Origin of the sequence: Pseudomonas sp. PA-4-8C, from assembly GCF_021606625.1 — a bacterium.
GTDB classification, from domain to species: domain Bacteria; phylum Pseudomonadota; class Gammaproteobacteria; order Pseudomonadales; family Pseudomonadaceae; genus Aquipseudomonas; species Aquipseudomonas lactis.
The window spans coordinates 1-18,808 of record NZ_WKCD01000028.1 but is presented as its reverse complement, the minus strand read 5'-3'; the positions used below and the strand labels follow the sequence as shown (position 1 = coordinate 18,808).

Here is an 18,808-nt window from a genome sequence, read left to right as displayed (position 1 = left end):
GCCTGGACGGGCGCCATCGCAGGCAAGCCCGCTCCCACATTTTGACCGCGTTCACAGATCAAGTGTGTGCGGGCTTGCCCGCGATAGATTTAACTGCCGACACCCGCCTCTTTGGGCAAGCGCTGGTCAATCACCTGGTACAGCGCACTGCCCTGCGGCCAGTTACGCATAAATCGCGCACGGTCTTTGGCATACGCAGGGGCGAAGCTGGACAGCGAGCCGTGCTGACACATGGCATCCAGGTCGATCATCGCCCAGCGCCCGTCGCTCCAGAACAGGTTATGGCCTTTGAAATCCCCATGGCTGATGCGCTCGCGGATCAAGTCGGCAAACAACTGGTCCAGTGCCTGCAACTCGCTCTCCGGCGCCTCGCCGCTCTCCACATACGGCGCAAAGCGCTCGATGATGTCTGGCCCAGGCAGGTATTCGGTGACCAGGTAAGCACGGCTGCGCAACCACAGAAACCGTTTCTCCAGCACCGCCAGCGGCTTGGGTGTGGCAAAACCCAGGAAGGCCAGGCGGTTGCCTTCGCGCCAGGAGTGCCAGGCGCGGCTCGGGCGCCAGAAGCGCTTGAGCCAATGGGCAAAGCCCTTGATGTTGTAGCGTTTGATCACCAGCGGTCGGCCGGCCACGTCAACCTTGGCCACGCTCGCCGCGCCACCGGTCTTGTACAGGTGACCCTGGTCGAGCAACGCATCGGCCTGCTCCAGCACCGGCACCATGGCGGCTTCTTCTTCGCGGCGGATCGCACGCAGGCCAAAAGCGCCACGCACCACACTGAACAGCGTGCATTCGCGGCCGGTCTTGTCCAGGTAGTCTCTCAAACGCCAAGCGCTGACTTTACGCACCTGCTTTTCCAGGGCTTGCATTGGCAAGGCGTGTTCGCCGTTGGCCAGCAGGTAATACACCAGCAACTCTTCGGTAAACGGCTCAAGGCTCTTGGGCAGTTGGGCGAAGAACACACCGAGGTTTTCCAGCACGCGATTGCGTGACAGCGGCTTGCCCGCCTCTTCGACACGAATGCCGGCGCCATCGATCAAGTACAGCTTGCCGTCTTTGCGCAGCAGGTTGTCCAGATGCAGGTCTTCCTGCCACAGGCCCTTGGCATGCATCTGGGCAATCGCGCCCAGCGCTTCGGCGAGCACGGCAGTTTGTTCGTCCGCCAACGGCGGCAGGTTTTCGACGGTGAGCCAAGCGTCGGACAGGCTTTGAGCGCCCTCGATAAATTCAAACAGCAGCCAGCCACCCTCGCCGTCCTGCAAACCATCGGCCAGCAGCAACGGCGTGGTCAGGCCCTGCTCAGCCAACAGGCGTACACCTGTGAGCTCACGCTGAAAATGCCGCGCCGCCTTGCTGCCCACCAACAACTTGGCCAACACCGGGCGACCCCGCCACACGGCGGCCCCCACGTAGCGCTGCCCCGGCAACACCCGCAGCAGGCTCAGCAATTGCAATTGCCCAGGGCCGGCGGCATCCGCCAGGTCGAGGGTCAGCGGCAGGCTGGGGGTACGCCCAGCTGTTTTCAGCTCGGATAAGCGCATCAGCGGTTCTCCTTGTGGCTGCGGCGTGCGGTCAGGCGCTGGTGCCAAGTGGCGACCAAGGCACTGTCCTCGGGCTGCTCAAGGTACGCCGCCAGCAGTTGGCGCACCTGCACATCCGACCATTGCGGCGCGCGGCGCAGCAGCGGTTCCAGGTCCTTGACCCGGTCACGCCAGCCAAACAACAGCGGGCGGGTTTTCTCCAGGTCGATCAACTGCGCGGCGTAACCCTCACCGGCAGGCTGCAGGAAAATATGCTTGGGGTAAAAACAGCCATGCACCTGCCCGACGCTGTGCAGATGACGCGCCAGCTTGCCGCACGCCGACAGGATCGCACTGTGCTGGGCCGCGCTCAATTGCGGCCACTGCTCCAGCAACGAGTCCAGGTCATTCCAGCCATCCAGCGCACGGGTGAGCAGCATCGCCCGGCGCTCGCCCTTGACCTTGCGCTCACCGAAGAACGCCGCTTGCAGGGCCGGGATGCCGAGCTTTCGATACAGGCTGATGTTACGAAACTCGCGGGCAAAACTCGGCTCGCCAAACGGGCGGTGCAAGGTGCGCGTGAGGTAATTGCTCTGGCGTTTGAGGTAGTAACCCTGCCCCTCAAGCTCCAGGCGATACACGCTGCTCCAACCGTCGCCGCTGGTGTTCGGCTCGTCCACCGCATCCAGTTGCTTGGCCCACAACGCGTCGAAGGTCGCCAGACCGTTGCGCTCAAGCAGAGCGCGGTCTTCGGCCGCCAGGAAGTCACTCATTCGCGTCCCTCGAAAAACTTCACCACATGGCGAATTCGCTGTTTGTCCGACGCGGTCAAGTGCGCGCGCTGGCGATATTGCAGGTAGAAGCGCAGGCGCTGGGTGGCCGACAAGTGATACTTGGCGACTTTGTCCAGGCAGGCCAGGTCTTTGGTGATGCGGTACTTGAGCCAGAAGCCGCGCCAGAAATCGCCGTTGGGGCAATCGATCAGGTACAGGGTGCGCTGGTCGTCCACCAGCAGGTTGCGCCACTTCAAGTCGTTATGGGTGAAGCGGTGATCGTGCATGGTGCGCGTGTATTCGGCGAGTTGGCGGCTGATGCCATCGACCCACCGGGGATCTTTGAGGCGCTCATCGTGACGCTCGGCCAGCACCGACAGATCTTCGGTTTTGGGCAGTTCACGGGTGATCATGGCACCTCGGTTATAGGCCAGTCCCTTGCGGTCCAGGCCCCAGGCCACCACGTCGGCGGTGGGGATGCCCCACTTGGCGAAACGCTTGAGGTTCTGCCATTCGGATTTCACCCGTGGCCGGCCCAGGTAACGACGCAGGCCCTTGCCGGCACCTACGTAGCGTTTGACGTAATAATTGACCCCGCCACGCTCCACCCGGATCACTTCAGACAACGGGTCGCGGGTCAGCCGCTCGCCTTGCAGGGCGAACACCGCGTCCAGGCTTCCAAAGTCATCCGCCAGGGCGGCGTAGGCAGGTTCCAGGTTCCAACCCGCCATCAGATCGCATCCCCGTATCGTTGTTTACGCGCATACAGCTTTGCTGCCATGCGTTCCAGCGCAGACAACAGCGCGGTTTGCTCCGCCAGGATCTGGCGCAGCGGCTGCTGGAAGTAAGCCTTGAGAAAACGCAGCTTGTCGCGCTGGGTCAAGCCGATCTCCAGCGCGGAGTAATACAGGCCGGCCAGGTCTTTATTGCGCCAGCGCACAGGGATCGTCGCTCGCACCTGGGCGCGGTGCAGATCGATCACCGACAGCTTGAGGTTGTCGACGCTGATGGGCCGGTCGGTGTGCAGCAGGAAATGGCACAGGTAGCAATCACGGTGGTTGACGCCGCCACGGTGCATCGCGCCCACGGTACGCGCCAGCTCAAGGGTCAAGGCATGCTTGATGGCCGGCACGGGCGGTTGCTTGACCCAGTCCAGGGTCAGGTCTTCCAGGCTGATGATGGGGGTCAGTTCCTGGGTGATGATGAACGAATGCTGGTCGGCCGGGTTGCTGCCTTTTTCACCGAACGCCACGGCGGTCATGGTCGGCACGCCAAGCGCCTGCAAACGCTGGATCGCCACCCACTCCTGGCCCGCGCCCAATACTGGCAATTTGGCGGTGACCAGGTTCTTGAGGATCTCGCCCCAGCCGATCCCACGGTGAATCTTCACAAAATAAGGCTGGCCCTCGACCACCGTACGTAACGTACGGCGAGCGGCCAGCTCGCGGAATACCTGGCCTTCCAGCTTCTCGACCTCGGCGAACGCATCGCGCCCGTCCCAGAGGGTCTTGAAGGGTTCGGCTAGAATCAACTTCATCGGTTTGGCTCCGCCAGAATCAGGTCCGCAGCGTACTGCGGCATGCTAAAGAGGTCGGCCGTCTCAGCGAAGGCCAGACCATTGCGACTCCAGGTCGCACGCGCTTGTGGGTCGTCGAGCATATCGACCAGATACTGGTTGAGCTGGGTTTGCTCGAACGGCTCGTCCAACACCCGGCCGCTCTGGGCCTTGTCGATGTAGAACGCATAGCCGCACACCTGGCTCACCAGTACCGGGAGGCCGGCGACCACCGCTTCGACCAGCACCATGCCGGCCGCCTCGTTGTACGCGGGGTGAATCAACAGGTCGGCCCCCAGCAGGAAGCGCGGAATATCATTGCGGCCCTTGAAGAACTGCACCTGGTCGCCCAGGCCCAGCGCTGCGCTCTGCAATTGGAATACTTTGGGGTCGTCCTGGCCGATTACAAATAGCCGGGTGCGTTTCTTCAGGCGCGAAGGCAGTGCGGCCAGCGCCTTGAGGCTGCGGTCGACGCCCTTGGTCTTGAACCCCGAACCGATCTGCACCAACAGCAAATCATCTTCAGCCAAGCGAAATTCAGCGCGGAACTCGGCACGGATCTCGGCGGCGTTCGGCGGCGCGCGGCGGTCGCGGGCGATACCCGGTGGCAACAGGTGAAAACGCTCAGCCTGGGTGCCGTAGTACTGGGTGAACAACTGCTGCTGATGCTCGGACAACACCATGATCTGCGTCTTGGCGTTCTTATCGAACACGGCGCGCTCGTATTCGGCAAAGTGCTTGTAGCGCCCGAACCAGCGATACATCGGGTTGCGCAGGGTCTGGGCCTTGTCCTCGAACACACCGTCGGCGGCAAAGTACAGGTCCAGCCCCGGCATCTTGTTGAAGCCCACCACGCGGTCTACCGGGCGCTTGGCCAGGTCGGCCTGAATCCAGGCGTAGAGCTTTTCGTTGCGGCGGTGGTTGACCAAGGCCTTGACCGGCGCCACCAGCACTTCAAAGCCTGGCGGGATATCGCCTTCCCAGATCAGGGTGTACACCCGAATGCTGTGGCCGCGCTGCTGACACTCCAGGGCGATGCGCATGAAGTCGCGTTGCAGGCCACCGAAAGGGAAGTACTTGTACAGAACAAAAGCCAGTTGCATCAGTGCTGCTCCTCGGCCAGTAACAACGTGCTCAGCCGGCTTGCGACACGCTCAGGATTCAGGCGCGTGAAGCACAGGGGTGACTCGCGCGCGATGTCGAACCGCCGCAGGTCGTCGGCAGTGGGTTGATACGTGCACTGTTTTTGCAGGCAAGGCGCACACGGCCAGTCGCTGGCCAAATGGATCTGGCCTTTGCCATAGGCGCCGGTAAGGCCTGGGTTGGTGGGGCCGAACAGGGAAATGGTCGGCACGTCCAATGCCGCCGCCAAGTGGCCGAGGCCGGTGTCGACGGCCACGCAGGCACGGGCGCTCGCCAATATACGGGCCACGCCCGCCAGATTGAGCTTGGGCAACACTTCAGCGTTGGGCAGGCCCAGGGCCAAGCGTTCGGCCCGCGCCTTTTCGACGGCGTTGCCCCACGGCAGTTTCACGTCCACGCCCAGGCGGCCCATGCGTTCGGCCAGCTCGCGCCAATAGGCTTCGGGCCAGTGCTTGGTGTCCCAGGTGGTACCGTGCAGCAGCAATACGAACGGTTTTTTCGGCGGCAGGCCGAGCAGTTTTTCGACGCTCAGGCCGTAGTCGCCCAGGCGTTGAGGCAGGTCGTAGCCCAGCGCCACAGCGAACAACTGGCGCAAGCGTTCTACCGCATGCTGCCCACGGGCCACGGCCAGGCGCCGGGAATAAAAGCGCGCAGCCAGAGGTTCTCGCGCAGAATCTTTGTCGAAGCCGGCGATGGGCGCCCGCACATAGCGGGTCAGCCAGGCGCTTTTGAGCAAGCCCTGGGCGTCGATCACCAAGTCATATTTGGTCGACTGCACCGCCTGCTTGAAGCGCCGCCATTCGCCACTCTTGACGGTTTGCCAAAGGTTTTTGCGCCAGCGGCGGATCGCCACCGGGATCACCTTGTCGACCGCCGGATGCCAGGTGGGGATTTCGGCAAAGCCTTCTTCCACCACCCAATCGAACCGAATGCCGGGGATCGCCCGCGCGGCGTCGGTGAGCGCCGGCAAGGCATGGATCACGTCGCCCAGGGATGAGGTCTTGATTACCAGAACCCGCAACTCAGCGAACCTCGACCACGTCGCCCTGCAACCGCTGCAAGGCATCGGTGACCGGCTGGGGCAGCAACTGGCGCAGGCAGTTGTAGTGGCCGAAGCGGCAGGTACGCTCAAAGCACGGGCTGCAATCCAGGCCCAGGCGCACCACTTCGACCTTGTCGGCCAACGGCGGAGTGAAGCCTGGGGATGTGGAGCCGTACACCGCCACCAGCGGACGGTTCAGCGCCGCCGCCACATGCATCAGGCCGGAGTCGTTGGACACCACCGAGTCGGCGCACGACAACAGGTCGATGGCCTCGGCCAGAGACGTGTCGCCACTGAGGTTCACCGCCTCTTCACGCAGACCGGGGATCAGGCGCTGGCGGATGTCTTCACCCACCGAATGATCGTTCTTGGAACCGAACAACCACACCTGCCAGCCTTCGCGGATCTTCGTCTCGGCAACTTTGGCGTAATGCTCCGACGGCCAGCGCTTGGACTCGCCAAACTCGGCGCCAGGGCACAGAGCCAATACGGGCCGATCCAGGGTCAGGCCAAACTTGGCCAGCGCCGCGTCGCGGGTCACCGGGTCGATCTGCAAGCTGGGGCGCGGGTACGGCTTGGGCAGTTCAGCGCCCGGCTCGTAGGCCAAAGCCATAAAGCGTTCGATCATCAACGGGTAGCGGCCTTTATCCAGGGTGCGTACGTCATTGAGCAGCACATAGCGAAACTCGCCGCGCCAGCCGGTGCGCTTGGGGATACCGGCAAAATACGGCACCAGCGCCGACTTCAGCGAGTTAGGCAGCAGGATCGCCTGGTCGTACTGGCCGGCCATGGACTTGCCGATACGTCGGCGGGTCGCCAGTTCCAGGGCGCCGTGGCCGAGCGGGAAGCTCAAGGCTTTGCGCACCTGGGGCATACGCTCAAGGATCGGCCGGCTCCACTCAGGGGCGAGCACGTCGATCTGGCAGTCTGGATAGCGCAGGCGCAGGCACTGAAACAGTGTCTGTGCCATCACCATGTCACCGACCCAACTGGGCCCAACGATCAGAATATTCATGTAGTTTCCACAAACGATGCGGGGAGGCTTATGCCTCCCCGCCCTAATAGTGTTTCAGCTCAAGCCCAGCGCTTGCCAGATTCGCATCACCTGTCGCCGCTCGTCGGCGAACTGGTCCCCGGCGACCGTGCCGGCCTCGTTCTGCAAAGCCTGGCGGTGCGCGGCGGAGCGGTAGGCCTTGTACACCTCACGCAGCAAATGGGCATCGGCGGCGGGCATCAGCCCGACCTGCTCCAGGCCCTCCAAAATGCGGATATTGTCGGTGTAGCGCAGCAACGATGGATGTTGCGCAGACCACGCCAAAGCCGCGTATTGCACCATAAATTCAATATCGACGATACCTCCGGCGTCCTGCTTGAGGTCGAACAGCGCCGTGGCCTCGAAGGCATTGGCGCCCCTGCCGGCCGTCGTGGCCTTGGTGGCCAGGTTGTCACGCATCTTGGCACGCATCTCGCTCACCTCCTGGCGCAGCTTCTCCAAGTCCCGTTCACGCCCCAACACGTTGGCCCGTACCTGCTCGAACGCCTGGCCCACATCCTGGCTGCCTACCAGCACCCGCGCACGGATCAGGGCCTGATGTTCCCAGGTCCAGGCTTCATTTTGTTGATAGCGGTCAAACGCCCCCAGGGAACTCACCAGCAAGCCGGAGGCGCCGGAAGGTCGCAGGCGCATGTCCACTTCATACAGCTGGCCGGAGTTGGTCTGGGTGGTCAGCAGGTGAATGATGCGCTGGCCCAGGCGCGTAAAGAACTGCGCGCCATCGATCGGCTTGGCACCGTCCGTCTCGGCCTGGGGGTCGCCGTCATGGATAAACACCAAGTCCAGGTCCGAACCATGCCCCAGTTCGATGCCGCCGACTTTCCCATAACCGACAATGATGAACCCAGGATCGCACAGGGTGCCGTCCAGGCGCTGCGGCGAACCGTGGCGGGCGACCGTCTGGCGCCAGGCCAGGGCCAGCACTTGTTCAAGAATGGCTTCGGCCAGCCAGGTGAGGTAGTCGCTGACCTTCATCAACGGCAGGCTGCCGGCGATTTCCGAGGCAGCCACCCGCAGGCGGTGCGCCAGTTTGAAATGGCGCAAGGCTTCCATCTGTTGCTCAAGGTCATCTTCGGGAATACGCGTGAGGCGCTCGCGCAACTCCGCAGCCAGTTCCGGCGCCAGCGGCGGCTTGAACAAGCGGCCTTCGTTGAGCAATTCATCCAGCAACAGCGGGAAACGGGTGATCTGTTCGGCGATCCACGGGCTGGCTGCGCACAAGGTCAACAGGCGACGCAGGGCGTCGGGGTTCTCGGTGAGCAGCACCAGGTAGGCCGAACGCCGGGCCACGGCTTCCACCAGCGGCAACACGCGTTCCAGCACCAGGTCCGGGTTGGCATGTTCGACGGCCTGGGCCAGCAGGCGCGGGATAAACGCATCCAGGCGCTCGCGCCCAAGGCGCTGCATGGCGCGCAACTGCGGGCTGGCGCGCAGGCTGGCCAAGGCCTTGAGGGCCTTGGGGGCATCGGTGAAACCGCCTTCACTCAATTGGCGACGCGCGGCGTCGTCATCCTGGGATTCCTCCCACAGCGGCAACCATTCACCACCGACCACCAATTCGCTTTCTTCACCCTCTTCTTCATCAGGGTCGGCAATCACTTGGCGAAAGTGCCAGTCCACACGGCCGCGCCAGTACATCAGGCGCTCGTGGAACGCCGCCCAGTCACTGAAGCCCAGCATAAAGGCAATGCGCGCCTGGTCTTCGGGGCTGTCCGGCAGCATTTGCGTCTGGCGGTCGGCAATCGCCTGGATCGCATGTTCGGTGTAACGCAAAAACTCGTAACCGCTGCGCAGCTCGCTGATCACCGCCGCAGGCAAATAACCCTGGCCTTCCAGGGTGCCCAGCACGTTCAACAGCGGGCGTTGCTGCAGGCTGAGGTCGCGGCCGCCATGGATCAGCTGGAAGGCCTGGGCGATAAATTCCACCTCACGAATGCCGCCCGCGCCCAGCTTGATATTGTCGGCCATGCCCTTGCGCCGCACTTCCTGCTGGATCAATTGCTTCATGGTGCGCAGCGCTTCAATGGCCGAAAAGTCCAGATAACGGCGATAGACAAACGGGCGCAGCATGTCGAGCAGTTGCGCGCCAGCCACCTGGTCGCCGGCCACCACCCGCGCCTTGATCATGGCGTAGCGCTCCCAGTCCCGGCCCTGATCCTGGTAGTACTGCTCCAGCGCGTTGAAGCTGAGCACCAAGGCGCCGGCCGAACCGTAGGGACGCAGGCGCATATCGACGCGGAAGACAAAACCGTCGACGGTCATCGGGTCCAGGGCCTTGATCAGCTTTTGACCCAGGCGGATAAAGAACTCCTGATTATCCAGGGCGCGCTTCACGCCCATCGTTTCACCGCCTTCTGGATAAGCGAAGATCAAATCGATATCCGACGACAGGTTCAGCTCCACCGCACCGAGCTTGCCCATGCCGAGGATGACCATGTGCTGCGCCTCGCCGCTGCGTGCGCCGGTCGGCGTGCCGAATTGGGCGCAGTGGCGCTGGTACAGCCATTGATAGGCCTGGTCGATGCAGGCGTCGGCCATGTCGGACAGGTCGCGACAGGTTTGCACCAAATCGGCCTGGCGTGTGAGGTCGCGCCAGATGATGCGCACCTGCTGGCGCGTGCGTTGGCGGCGCAGCACACGGCCCAGCTCATCTTCTGTTTCGGCCTGTTGCACGGCGCCGGCTATCTGGCTGCACAGCTCACCGGGCGCAAAGCCGCGGTCCAGCTCGCCCCAGGCCGCTAGCTCAAGCAACATCAAAGGGTCACGAACACTCTGTTCAATGACGAAATCACTGGCGGCGCATACGCGGGCGAAGTCGGCCCACCGTTGCGGCATCCACGCAGAAAGGCCATGATCGTCAGCCAGCGCGGCCACTGCGTCACGAAATGACTGCTCGGCCCGGTTGGCGTAAGGCAACAGAATGGCCGGCAGTTCGGCCAGCGTTGGAAGGCTCATGGTCTATCCTTGATCGGCGTGTAAATGGCGTGTAGTTGTGAAGGCAAGAGCCATGCTCGGTGAAGGACTGTCGAACAAAGGTTAGAAATAGCTGAAATTAAATTAATCTTGGCAGGCAACATCAAAGTTTCACCTTTTCTTGTTCGCAATAGACCAACAATAACGATTATGCTCACCAGCAAGACCGAGCCATACGCTCAGTCTTGTGTAGTTTTACTACTCGTATATACATTCGAAAGGCTGAAATGGCCGACGATTTGTAGTAAAACTACAGGACGCCGAAGCAACCTTCGGCCATCCAAGAATTTATGTCGTCTGCCCACAAGGCCAGTCGCAAACTTCAGGCAACCGATTCTGGTAGCCTTTCCGCCCTGGAGCAAGCCATGCAAGACCTCGATCCCGTCGAAACCCAGGAATGGCTGGACGCCCTGGAATCGGTTCTCGACAAAGAAGGCGAAGACCGTGCTCACTACCTGATGACCCGTATGGGCGAACTCGCGACCCGCAGCGGCTCGCAACTGCCTTACGCCATCACTACGCCATACCGCAACACCATCCCCGTTACCCACGAAGCACGCATGCCTGGCGACCTGTTCATGGAACGCCGCATTCGCTCGCTGGTACGTTGGAACGCCATGGCGATGGTAATGCGCACGAACTTGAAAGATTCGGACCTGGGCGGTCACATCTCCAGCTTCGCTTCCAGCGCAACCCTGTATGACATCGGCTTCAACTACTTCTTCCAGGCCCCGACCGACGAACACGGCGGCGACCTGATCTACTTCCAGGGCCACACCTCGCCAGGCGTCTACGCCCGTGCGTTCATGGAAGGTCGCATCAGCGAAGAACAAATGAACAACTTCCGCCAGGAAGTCGACGGTCAGGGCCTGTCGTCCTACCCGCACCCTTGGCTGATGCCTGATTTCTGGCAGTTCCCGACCGTTTCCATGGGTCTGGGCCCGATCCAGGCGATCTACCAGGCACGCTTCATGAAGTACCTGGAAGCCCGTGGCTTCATCCCTGAAGGCAAGCAGAAAGTCTGGTGCTTCCTGGGCGACGGCGAGTGCGACGAGCCGGAATCCCTGGGCGCCATTTCCCTGGCCGGCCGCGAGAAGCTCGACAACCTGATCTTCGTCATCAACTGCAACCTGCAGCGCCTCGACGGCCCGGTTCGCGGCAACGGCAAGATCATCCAAGAACTCGAAGGCGTGTTCCGCGGTGCTCAGTGGAACGTGACCAAAGTCATCTGGGGCCGCTTCTGGGACCCACTGCTGGCCAAGGACGTCGACGGTATCCTGCAACGTCGCATGGACGAAGTCATCGACGGCGAGTACCAGAACTACAAAGCCAAAGACGGCGCGTTCGTTCGCGAGCACTTCTTCAACACGCCTGAACTCAAGGCGATGGTTGCCGACCTGTCCGACGACGAGATCTGGAAGCTCAACCGTGGCGGCCACGACCCGTACAAGGTCTACGCAGCGTACCACGAAGCGGTCAACCACAAAGAACAACCCACCGTCATCCTGGCCAAGACCATCAAGGGTTATGGCACCGGTGCCGGCGAAGCGAAGAACACCGCGCACAACACCAAGAAAGTCGATGTCGACAGCCTGAAGTTGTTCCGCGACCGCTTCGACATTCCGGTCAAGGACGAAGAGCTGGAGAACCTGCCGTTCTTCAAGCCAGAGCCAAACAGCGCCGAAGCCCGCTACCTGAGCGAGCGTCGCAGTGCACTGGGCGGTTTCGTGCCACAGCGCCGCGCCAACAGCTTCAGCGTACCGACGCCAGACCTGAGCACCCTCAAGGCTATCCTTGACGGCTCGGGCGACCGTGAAATCTCCACCACCATGGCCTTCGTGCGTATTCTGGCGCAGCTGGTCAAGGACAAGGACATCGGCCCGCGCATCGTTCCGATCATCCCGGACGAAGCCCGTACCTTCGGTATGGAAGGCATGTTCCGTCAGTTGGGCATCTACTCCTCCGTCGGCCAGCTCTACGAGCCAGTCGATAAAGACCAGGTGATGTTCTACAAGGAAGACAAGAAGGGCCAGATCCTCGAAGAAGGCATCAACGAAGCGGGCGCCATGAGCTCCTTCATCGCTGCCGGTACTTCGTACTCCAGCCATAACCAGCCAATGCTGCCGTTCTACATCTTCTACTCGATGTTCGGCTTCCAGCGTATCGGCGACCTGGCCTGGGCCGCTGGCGACAGCCGCACCCGTGGTTTCCTGATCGGCGGTACCGCCGGCCGTACCACGCTGAACGGCGAAGGCCTGCAACACGAAGACGGTCACAGCCACATCCTGGCTGCCACCATCCCGAACTGCCGCACCTTTGATCCAACCTACGGCTATGAGCTGGCGGTGATCATCCAGGACGGCATGAAGAAGATGACCGAAGAGCAGCAGGACGTTTTCTACTACATCACCGTGATGAACGAGTCCTACCAGCAGCCAGCCATGCCGGCCGGTGTGGAAGAAGGCATCATCAAGGGCATGTACCTGCTCGAAGAAGACACCAAGGAAGCGGCGCACCACGTACAGCTGATGGGCTCTGGCACCATCCTGCGCGAAGTGCGTGAAGCGGCGAAGATCCTGCGTGACGAGTTCAACGTCGGTGCCGACGTATGGAGCGTCACCAGCTTCAACGAACTGCGCCGTGATGGCCTGGCCGTGGAGCGCAGCAACCGTCTGCACCCTGGCCAGAAGCCAGCCAAGAGCTACGTCGAAGAGTGCCTGGCCGGCCGTAAGGGCCCAGTCATCGCCTCTACCGACTACATGAAACTGTTTGCTGAACAAATTCGCCAGTGGGTCCCGTCCAAGGAATTCAAAGTCCTGGGCACCGATGGTTTCGGCCGCAGTGACAGCCGCAAGAAGCTGCGTCACTTCTTCGAAGTCGACCGTCACTTCGTGGTGTTGGCAGCCCTGGAAGCCTTGGCTGACCGTGGTGAGATCGAACCTAAGGTGGTGGCTGACGCTATCGTCAAGTTCGGGATCAACCCGGAAAAACGCAACCCACTGGACTGCTGAGGAGATTTTTTGTGAGCGAACTCATTCGCGTACCTGACATCGGCAGCGGTGAAGGTGAAGTAATCGAGCTGTTTGTGAAGGTCGGCGACACCGTCGAAGCCGACCAGAGCATCCTGACCCTGGAGTCGGACAAGGCGAGCATGGAAATCCCTGCTCCCAAGGCCGGCGTGGTCAAGAGCCTGAAAGTGAAGCTGGGCGACCGCCTGAAAGAAGGCGACGAACTGCTGGAGCTGGAAATCGAAGGCGCTGCCGATGCAGCCCCTGCGGCCGCGGCTCCGGCCGCTGCTGCACCTGCACCAGCCGCTGAAAAGCCTGCCGCTGCCGAGGCTGCTCCAGCCCCGGCCGCTGCACCTGCCGCCGCGACCGTCCAGGACATTCACGTCCCGGACATCGGCTCGTCGGGCAAGGCCAAGATCATCGAGCTGCTGGTCAAGGTCGGCGATACCGTCGAAGCCGACCAATCGCTGATCACCCTGGAGTCCGACAAGGCCTCCATGGAGATCCCATCGCCGGCTGCCGGCGTGGTGGAAAGCATTGCGGTCAAGCTCGAAGACGAAGTCGGCACCGGTGACTTCATCCTCAAGCTCAAAGTACAAGGTGCTGCCCCAGCCGCCGCACCAGCACCGGCTGCTGCTCCGGCTGCCAAGGCTGAAGCGGCACCTGCCGCTGCTGCTCCTGCGCCGGCCGCAAAAGCCGAAGCTGCGCCAGCCCCTGCGGCTGCCGCACCTGCGCCAAGCGGTGCCAAGGTTCACGCCGGCCCAGCCGTGCGTCAGCTGGCCCGTGAATTCGGCGTCGAGCTGAGCGCTGTTGCAGCCAGCGGCCCTCACGGCCGTGTGCTGAAGGAAGACGTGCAGGCTTACGTCAAAGCCATGATGCAAAAAGCCAAGGAAGCTCCGGCTGCCGGCGGCGCTACCGGTGGTTCGGGCATTCCGCCGATCCGTACCGTGGATTTCAGCCGTTTCGGCGAAATCGAAGAAGTGCCGATGACCCGCCTGATGCAAATCGGCGCGGCAGGCCTGCACGCCAGCTGGCTGAACATCCCGCACGTGACCCAGTTCGACCAGGCCGATATCACCGACCTGGAAGCGTTCCGCGTTGCGCAGAAAGCCGTGGCCGAGAAGGCCGGCGTGAAGCTGACCGTGCTGCCACTGCTGCTCAAGGCCTGTGCACACCTGCTCAAGGAACTGCCGGACTTCAACAGCTCGCTGGCGCCAAGCGGCAAGGCGATCATTCGCAAGAAGTACGTGCATATCGGCTTTGCGGTCGACACCCCGGATGGCCTGCTGGTACCGGTCATCAAGAACGTCGACCAGAAGAGCCTGCTGCAACTGGCTGGCGAAGCGGCTGCGCTGGCTGCCAAGGCCCGCGACAAGAAGCTCACCCCGGACGACATGCAGGGCGCCTGCTTCACCATCTCCAGCCTCGGCCACATTGGCGGCACTGGCTTCACGCCAATCGTCAACGCGCCGGAAGTGGCGATCCTGGGTGTGTCCAAGGCCACCATCCAGCCTGTGTGGGACGGTAAAGCGTTCCAACCCAAGCTGATGCTGCCACTGTCGCTGTCCTACGATCACCGCGTGATCAACGGCGCCGCGGCTGCGCGCTTCACCCAGCGCCTGAGCCAGTTGCTGAACGACATCCGCACCATCCTGCTGTAAGTCACAGGGCCTTCCTGTTACCGGGAAGGCCCTTGCCACACCGATTTCCGAGCGCCACGCTCGTACCTCAACCCCGCCACTTGGCGGGGCTTTTTTTGCCTGTTTTTTTTGTAGGAGCGAGCTTGCTCGCGAAGATCGTCAACGATGACGCGGGCCTTCTGGATAAACGCGGTGCCCTGGCGTTTTTCGCGAGCAAGAACTAGGCGTCCCCCTCGCTCCTACAGAGGACAGGCGTGAACCATCGATCACCCCAATTACAGAAAACCCTCGCGCGGCCGATAACAGGCTTATAGCACTTAGCCTTCATCCTCTCTTGTCACTGCGTGCTGCATGATGCAACCTTGCCGCAGTCGACAGTCAAGAGGGCGTGAGCCCAGCGCAGTGCGCATTTTTCCAAGCGAGTTTCCCCATGAAAAGCCAACCCGATGTCGCCCGTATGGCGGCCGAGGTAGTGACGCAATTACCGGTGCCTTCGCGCCTCGGTATGCTGCGTTTCGAGCGGCTTAATGAGGCAAGCTGGGCGCTGCTCTACCTCGACCCCAATTGCGAGCGTCAGTTTGGCCTGCCAGCGGTTGAACTCTGCGCCTTGATCGGCACGCCCTACGCCAGCCTGATGGAACCCCAGGCGCGCTATCAGTTGCACGATGCGATCCAGCAACAACTGGCCCAGAGCCCCCATTATCTGGTGCGCTACACCCTGCACACCCATGACGGCCCGCTAAGCGTTTTGGAGATGGGCGAAGCCTACAAACAACACAACCGCCACCTGGTGCGCGGCTACCTGATGGTGGTTGAGGGGCTGTTCAGCGAGATCAGCACGCCCGCCCCAACCGTCGACCTGGAAAACCAGAACAGCCGCCTGCAAATCGCCCTGGAGCTCAACCAGCGAGCGCAGCAGGAACAGTTGCAGCACCTGGAGCGGGTGCGTGCCCAGCAGGAGTTGATCCTGCTGCTGGCGCGCCAACGCTACACCACGCCCAACTCCCTGCAAGAAGCCGCTGAGCTGATCACGCGCAGCGCGTGCGACATCTACCAGATCGACTGCGCCAGCATCTGGAACCTCGAAGGCCATCACCTGGTACCGATCTCGGCCTACCACCGTGCCGATCAACAACACCACCTGCCCGAAGCCATCGACGCCAGTGGCTTCCCGGATTACCTGGAAGCCCTGCACTCGAGCCGCGCCATCGATGCCACCCATGCGCTGCGCGACCCACGTACCCGGGAAATGGCCGAAAGCCTGCGCGCCAAGGACGTCCACGCGATGCTCGATGCCAGCATCCGTGTCGATGGCCAGGTCGTCGGCGTGCTGTGCCTGGAACAAGGCGGCAGCCCGCGCGCGTGGCAGTCCGATGAGATCGCGTTCGCTGGCGAGCTGGCAGACCAGTTCGCCCAGGTCATCAACAACCACAACCGCCGCACCGCCACCAGCGCCTTGCACCTGTTCCAGCGCGCGGTAGAGCAAAGCGCCAACGCGTTCTTGCTGGTCAATTGCGATGGCGTGGTGGAGTACGTCAACCCCAGCTTCACCGCGATTACCCAGTACAGCGCCGAAGAAGTCCACGGCCATCGCCTGGCCCAACTGCCGGCCCTGGAAAACCTCAGCGAGTTGCTGTTCGACGCACCCTCGGCCCTGGCCAAAAGCAACAGCTGGCAAGGCGAGTTCAAGAGCCGCCGCAAGAACCTGGAACCCTACTGGGGCCAGCTGTCGATTTCCAAAGTGTATGGCGACAACCGCGAGTTGACCCACTACATCGGCATCTACGAAGACATCACCCAGACCAAGCTGGCGCAGCAGCGCATCGAACGCCTGGCCTACACCGACAACCTGACCAACCTGGGCAACCGACCGGCGTTCATTCGCAACCTCGACGAACGCTTTGCCCGCGACAGCGACAGCCCGATCAGCCTGCTGTTGGTGGACATCGACAACTTCAAGCGCATCAACGACAGCCTCGGCCACCAGACTGGCGACAAGTTGCTGATCAGCCTGGCGCGCCGCCTGCGCAACAGCTTGAGCAGCGGCGGCAGCCTGGCGCGTTTTGCCAGTAACGAATTCGCGGTGCTGTTGGACGACGCCGACCTTGAGACCGGCCAGCAGGTGGCCAGCCAGTTGCTGGCCACCCTCGACAAGCCGATGTTCGTCGACAACCAGCTGATCAGCGTCACCGGCTCCGTGGGCCTGGCCTGCGCGCCGCTGCATGGCCGCGACCCGCAAACCCTGATGCGCAACGCCGGCCTGGCCCTGCACAAGGCCAAGGCCAACGGCAAGCACCAGGTGCAAGTGTTCACCGAAGCGCTGAACGCCGAGGCCAGCTACAAGCTGTTCGTGGAAAATAACCTGCGCCGTGCCCTGACCCAGAACGAACTGGACGTGTTCTACCAGCCCAAGCTGTGCCTGCGCAGCGGCCGCTTGCTGGGCATGGAAGCGCTGTTGCGCTGGAACCATCCGGAAAAGGGCATGATCCGCCCCGACCAGTTCATCAGCGTGGCCGAAGAAACCGGGCTGATTATCCCCATCGGCAAATGGATCGCGCGCCAGGCTTGCCGCATGAGCCGGCAATTGACCGCCGCAGGCCTGGGCAACTTGCAGGTGGCCATCAACCTGTCGCCCAAGCAATTCTCCGACCCGGACCTGGTGGCGTCGATTGCGACCATCCTCAAGGAGGAACAGCTGCCGGCCAACCTGCTGGAGCTGGAGCTGACCGAAGGCTTGCTGCTGGAAGCCACCGAAGACACGCGCCTGCAACTGGACCAGCTCAAGAGCTTCGGCCTGACCCTGGCGATGGACGACTTCGGCACCGGTTACTCGTCGCTGAGCTACTTGAAAAAATTCCCCATCGACATCATTAAGATTGATCGCAGCTTTATCCATGAAATCCCGGACAACCAGGACGACATGGAAATCACCTCAGCGGTGATCGCCATGGCCCACAACCTCAAGCTCAAGGTGGTGGCCGAAGGCATCGAGACCGCTGAGCAGTTGGCCTTCCTGCGCCGGCACCGTTGCGACGTGGGCCAGGGCTATCTGTTCGACCGCCCGATCCCGGGTGCCGAGCTGCTGCACAGGCTTAAACGCTACCCGCGCGGGCCAATCGCCTGACAGCGCTGTAACACTCGGGCACACTGGCTGTCTGACAATTTACTGTTACTCAACCTGACGAGAGGACTGATCATGGTCTTGCGCTCGGAAATTCTGGTGAACAAAAACGTGCTGCCTACTCAAGAACAAGCTCTGCCTGGCCGTGAAACCCCGATGAAGTTGCCCGAAACGCACTTCGTCAACGGCAACCCACTGCTGGGCCCGTTCCTGGATGATGTCGGCTTTGCGATCTTCGGCCTGGGCTGTTTCTGGGGCGCGGAACGCAAGTTCTGGCAGCGCGACGGCGTGGTCAGCACCGTGGTGGGCTACGCCGGCGGCTTTACGCCCAACCCGACTTATGAAGAAGTCTGCTCGGGCCTGACCGGCCACAGCGAGGTGGTGCTGGTGGTGTATGACCAGGCCAAGGTGAAATACGAAGACCTGCTGAAGATGTTCTGGGAACTGCACAACCCGACCCAGGGCATGCGCCAGGGCAACGACATCGGCAGCCAGTACCGTTCGGTGATCTACGCCACCACACCTGAGCAACTGGCGGCGGCCAAGGCCAGTGCCCAGGCTTATCAACAAGAGCTCAGCAAGGCCGGCCTGGGTGAGATCACCACGGAAATCGAAGAGGCCCCGACGGTGTACTTCGCCGAGGCGTATCACCAGCAGTACCTGGCGAAGAATCCACAGGGTTACTGCGGGATCGGCGGTACGGGCGTGACCTGCCCGATCTAAGGTCAACATAAAACCAAATGTGGGAGGGGGCTTGCCCCCGATAGCCATAGGTATCTACACAATTTTGTAGGTTGTCTTAGCCGACGGTAACCACGATGCGAAGCGAGCCGCTCTTGATCTTGATCTGCCTTTGATCTCAAGCGCCCCGTTAAACCACGCTGGCCGTAATTCGACAGTGATTTGGGGGGTAAACCGGCAGGGATGCCGGTTTAGCCGCCCCGCGCCATGGATGGCGCGTGGCGGCGGCCCCCCAAAT

The 18,808-nt window shown here is 62.0% G+C and carries 12 protein-coding genes; 4 read left to right on the top strand and 8 right to left on the bottom strand.

Features of this window, described 5'->3' with window-relative positions:
- Positions 1-89: 89 nt before the first annotated feature.
- From GIW04_RS07685 to glnE, 8 genes are read right to left on the bottom strand one after another with little or no spacing between them, the layout of a single operon-like run.
- On the bottom strand, positions 90-1,541 hold the full coding sequence (locus tag GIW04_RS07685; RefSeq protein ID WP_120247930.1) for a lipopolysaccharide kinase InaA family protein: 1,452 nt from the start codon (positions 1,539-1,541) through the stop codon (positions 90-92).
- Positions 1,541-2,293, bottom strand: coding sequence for a lipopolysaccharide kinase InaA family protein (locus GIW04_RS07680; RefSeq protein WP_034134738.1), 753 nt, complete (start codon positions 2,291-2,293; stop codon positions 1,541-1,543). The genes GIW04_RS07685 and GIW04_RS07680 overlap by 1 nt, the downstream gene beginning before the upstream one ends.
- Complete coding sequence (locus GIW04_RS07675) at positions 2,290-3,024, bottom strand: lipopolysaccharide kinase InaA family protein (RefSeq protein ID WP_003187993.1); 735 nt, start codon at positions 3,022-3,024, stop codon at positions 2,290-2,292. Before GIW04_RS07675 ends, GIW04_RS07680 begins: the two co-directional genes overlap by 4 nt.
- Positions 3,024-3,830 carry a lipopolysaccharide core heptose(I) kinase RfaP gene (gene rfaP / locus GIW04_RS07670; RefSeq protein ID WP_003187992.1) on the bottom strand — a complete coding sequence of 269 codons (807 nt, stop codon included), beginning with the start codon at positions 3,828-3,830 and terminating at the stop codon, positions 3,024-3,026. Before rfaP ends, GIW04_RS07675 begins: the two co-directional genes overlap by 1 nt.
- Positions 3,827-4,951 carry a glycosyltransferase family 4 protein gene (locus GIW04_RS07665; protein ID WP_003187990.1) on the bottom strand — a complete coding sequence of 375 codons (1,125 nt, stop codon included), beginning with the start codon at positions 4,949-4,951 and terminating at the stop codon, positions 3,827-3,829. The genes rfaP and GIW04_RS07665 overlap by 4 nt, the downstream gene beginning before the upstream one ends.
- On the bottom strand, positions 4,951-6,012 hold the full coding sequence (waaC, locus tag GIW04_RS07660; RefSeq protein ID WP_120247929.1) for a lipopolysaccharide heptosyltransferase I: 1,062 nt from the start codon (positions 6,010-6,012) through the stop codon (positions 4,951-4,953). Before waaC ends, GIW04_RS07665 begins: the two co-directional genes overlap by 1 nt.
- 1 nt (position 6,013) lies before the next feature.
- Complete coding sequence (waaF, locus tag GIW04_RS07655; protein ID WP_003187988.1) at positions 6,014-7,048, bottom strand: lipopolysaccharide heptosyltransferase II; 1,035 nt, start codon at positions 7,046-7,048, stop codon at positions 6,014-6,016.
- 54 nt (positions 7,049-7,102) lie between these two features.
- Entirely contained in the window at positions 7,103-10,042 is a 2,940-nt protein-coding gene (gene glnE, locus GIW04_RS07650) for a bifunctional [glutamate--ammonia ligase]-adenylyl-L-tyrosine phosphorylase/[glutamate--ammonia-ligase] adenylyltransferase (RefSeq protein ID WP_120247928.1), read from the bottom strand.
- 383 nt (positions 10,043-10,425) lie between these two features.
- Here glnE and aceE point away from each other — a divergent pair, with 383 nt between their 5' ends.
- The 4 genes from aceE to msrA all read left to right on the top strand — a co-directional run bounded on the left by aceE (position 10,426) and on the right by msrA (position 18,552).
- On the top strand, positions 10,426-13,071 hold the full coding sequence (gene aceE, locus GIW04_RS07645) for a pyruvate dehydrogenase (acetyl-transferring), homodimeric type (RefSeq protein ID WP_003187985.1): 2,646 nt from the start codon (positions 10,426-10,428) through the stop codon (positions 13,069-13,071).
- An 11-nt stretch (positions 13,072-13,082) separates the two neighbouring features.
- Positions 13,083-14,729 carry a dihydrolipoyllysine-residue acetyltransferase gene (gene aceF / locus GIW04_RS07640; RefSeq protein ID WP_034134735.1) on the top strand — a complete coding sequence of 549 codons (1,647 nt, stop codon included), beginning with the start codon at positions 13,083-13,085 and terminating at the stop codon, positions 14,727-14,729.
- A gap of 409 nt (positions 14,730-15,138) precedes the next feature.
- Positions 15,139-17,832, top strand: a complete 2,694-nt coding sequence (locus GIW04_RS07635) for a putative bifunctional diguanylate cyclase/phosphodiesterase (protein WP_003187982.1) — start codon at positions 15,139-15,141, stop codon at positions 17,830-17,832.
- Positions 17,833-17,904: 72 nt separating this feature from the next.
- Positions 17,905-18,552 (top strand): peptide-methionine (S)-S-oxide reductase MsrA, encoded by a 648-nt coding sequence (msrA, locus tag GIW04_RS07630; RefSeq protein ID WP_034134734.1) that lies wholly within the window; start codon positions 17,905-17,907, stop codon positions 18,550-18,552.
- The last annotated feature ends 256 nt before the right edge of the window (positions 18,553-18,808 follow it).

Excerpts from the sequence above, each read along its gene's own strand:
- GIW04_RS07685 (WP_120247930.1), bottom strand. The coding sequence starts at position 1,541 with ATGCGCTTATCCGAGCTGAAAACAGCTGGGCGTACCCCCAGCCTGCCG.
- GIW04_RS07680 (WP_034134738.1), bottom strand. The coding sequence starts at position 2,293 with ATGAGTGACTTCCTGGCGGCCGAAGACCGCGCTCTGCTTGAGCGCAAC.
- GIW04_RS07675 (WP_003187993.1), bottom strand. The coding sequence starts at position 3,024 with ATGGCGGGTTGGAACCTGGAACCTGCCTACGCCGCCCTGGCGGATGAC.
- rfaP (WP_003187992.1), bottom strand. The coding sequence starts at position 3,830 with ATGAAGTTGATTCTAGCCGAACCCTTCAAGACCCTCTGGGACGGGCGC.
- GIW04_RS07665 (WP_003187990.1), bottom strand. The coding sequence starts at position 4,951 with ATGCAACTGGCTTTTGTTCTGTACAAGTACTTCCCTTTCGGTGGCCTG.
- waaF (WP_003187988.1), bottom strand. The coding sequence starts at position 7,048 with ATGAATATTCTGATCGTTGGGCCCAGTTGGGTCGGTGACATGGTGATG.
- glnE (WP_120247928.1), bottom strand. The coding sequence starts at position 10,042 with ATGAGCCTTCCAACGCTGGCCGAACTGCCGGCCATTCTGTTGCCTTAC.
- aceE (WP_003187985.1), top strand. The coding sequence starts at position 10,426 with ATGCAAGACCTCGATCCCGTCGAAACCCAGGAATGGCTGGACGCCCTG.
- GIW04_RS07635 (WP_003187982.1), top strand. The coding sequence starts at position 15,139 with ATGAAAAGCCAACCCGATGTCGCCCGTATGGCGGCCGAGGTAGTGACG.
- msrA (WP_034134734.1), top strand. The coding sequence starts at position 17,905 with ATGGTCTTGCGCTCGGAAATTCTGGTGAACAAAAACGTGCTGCCTACT.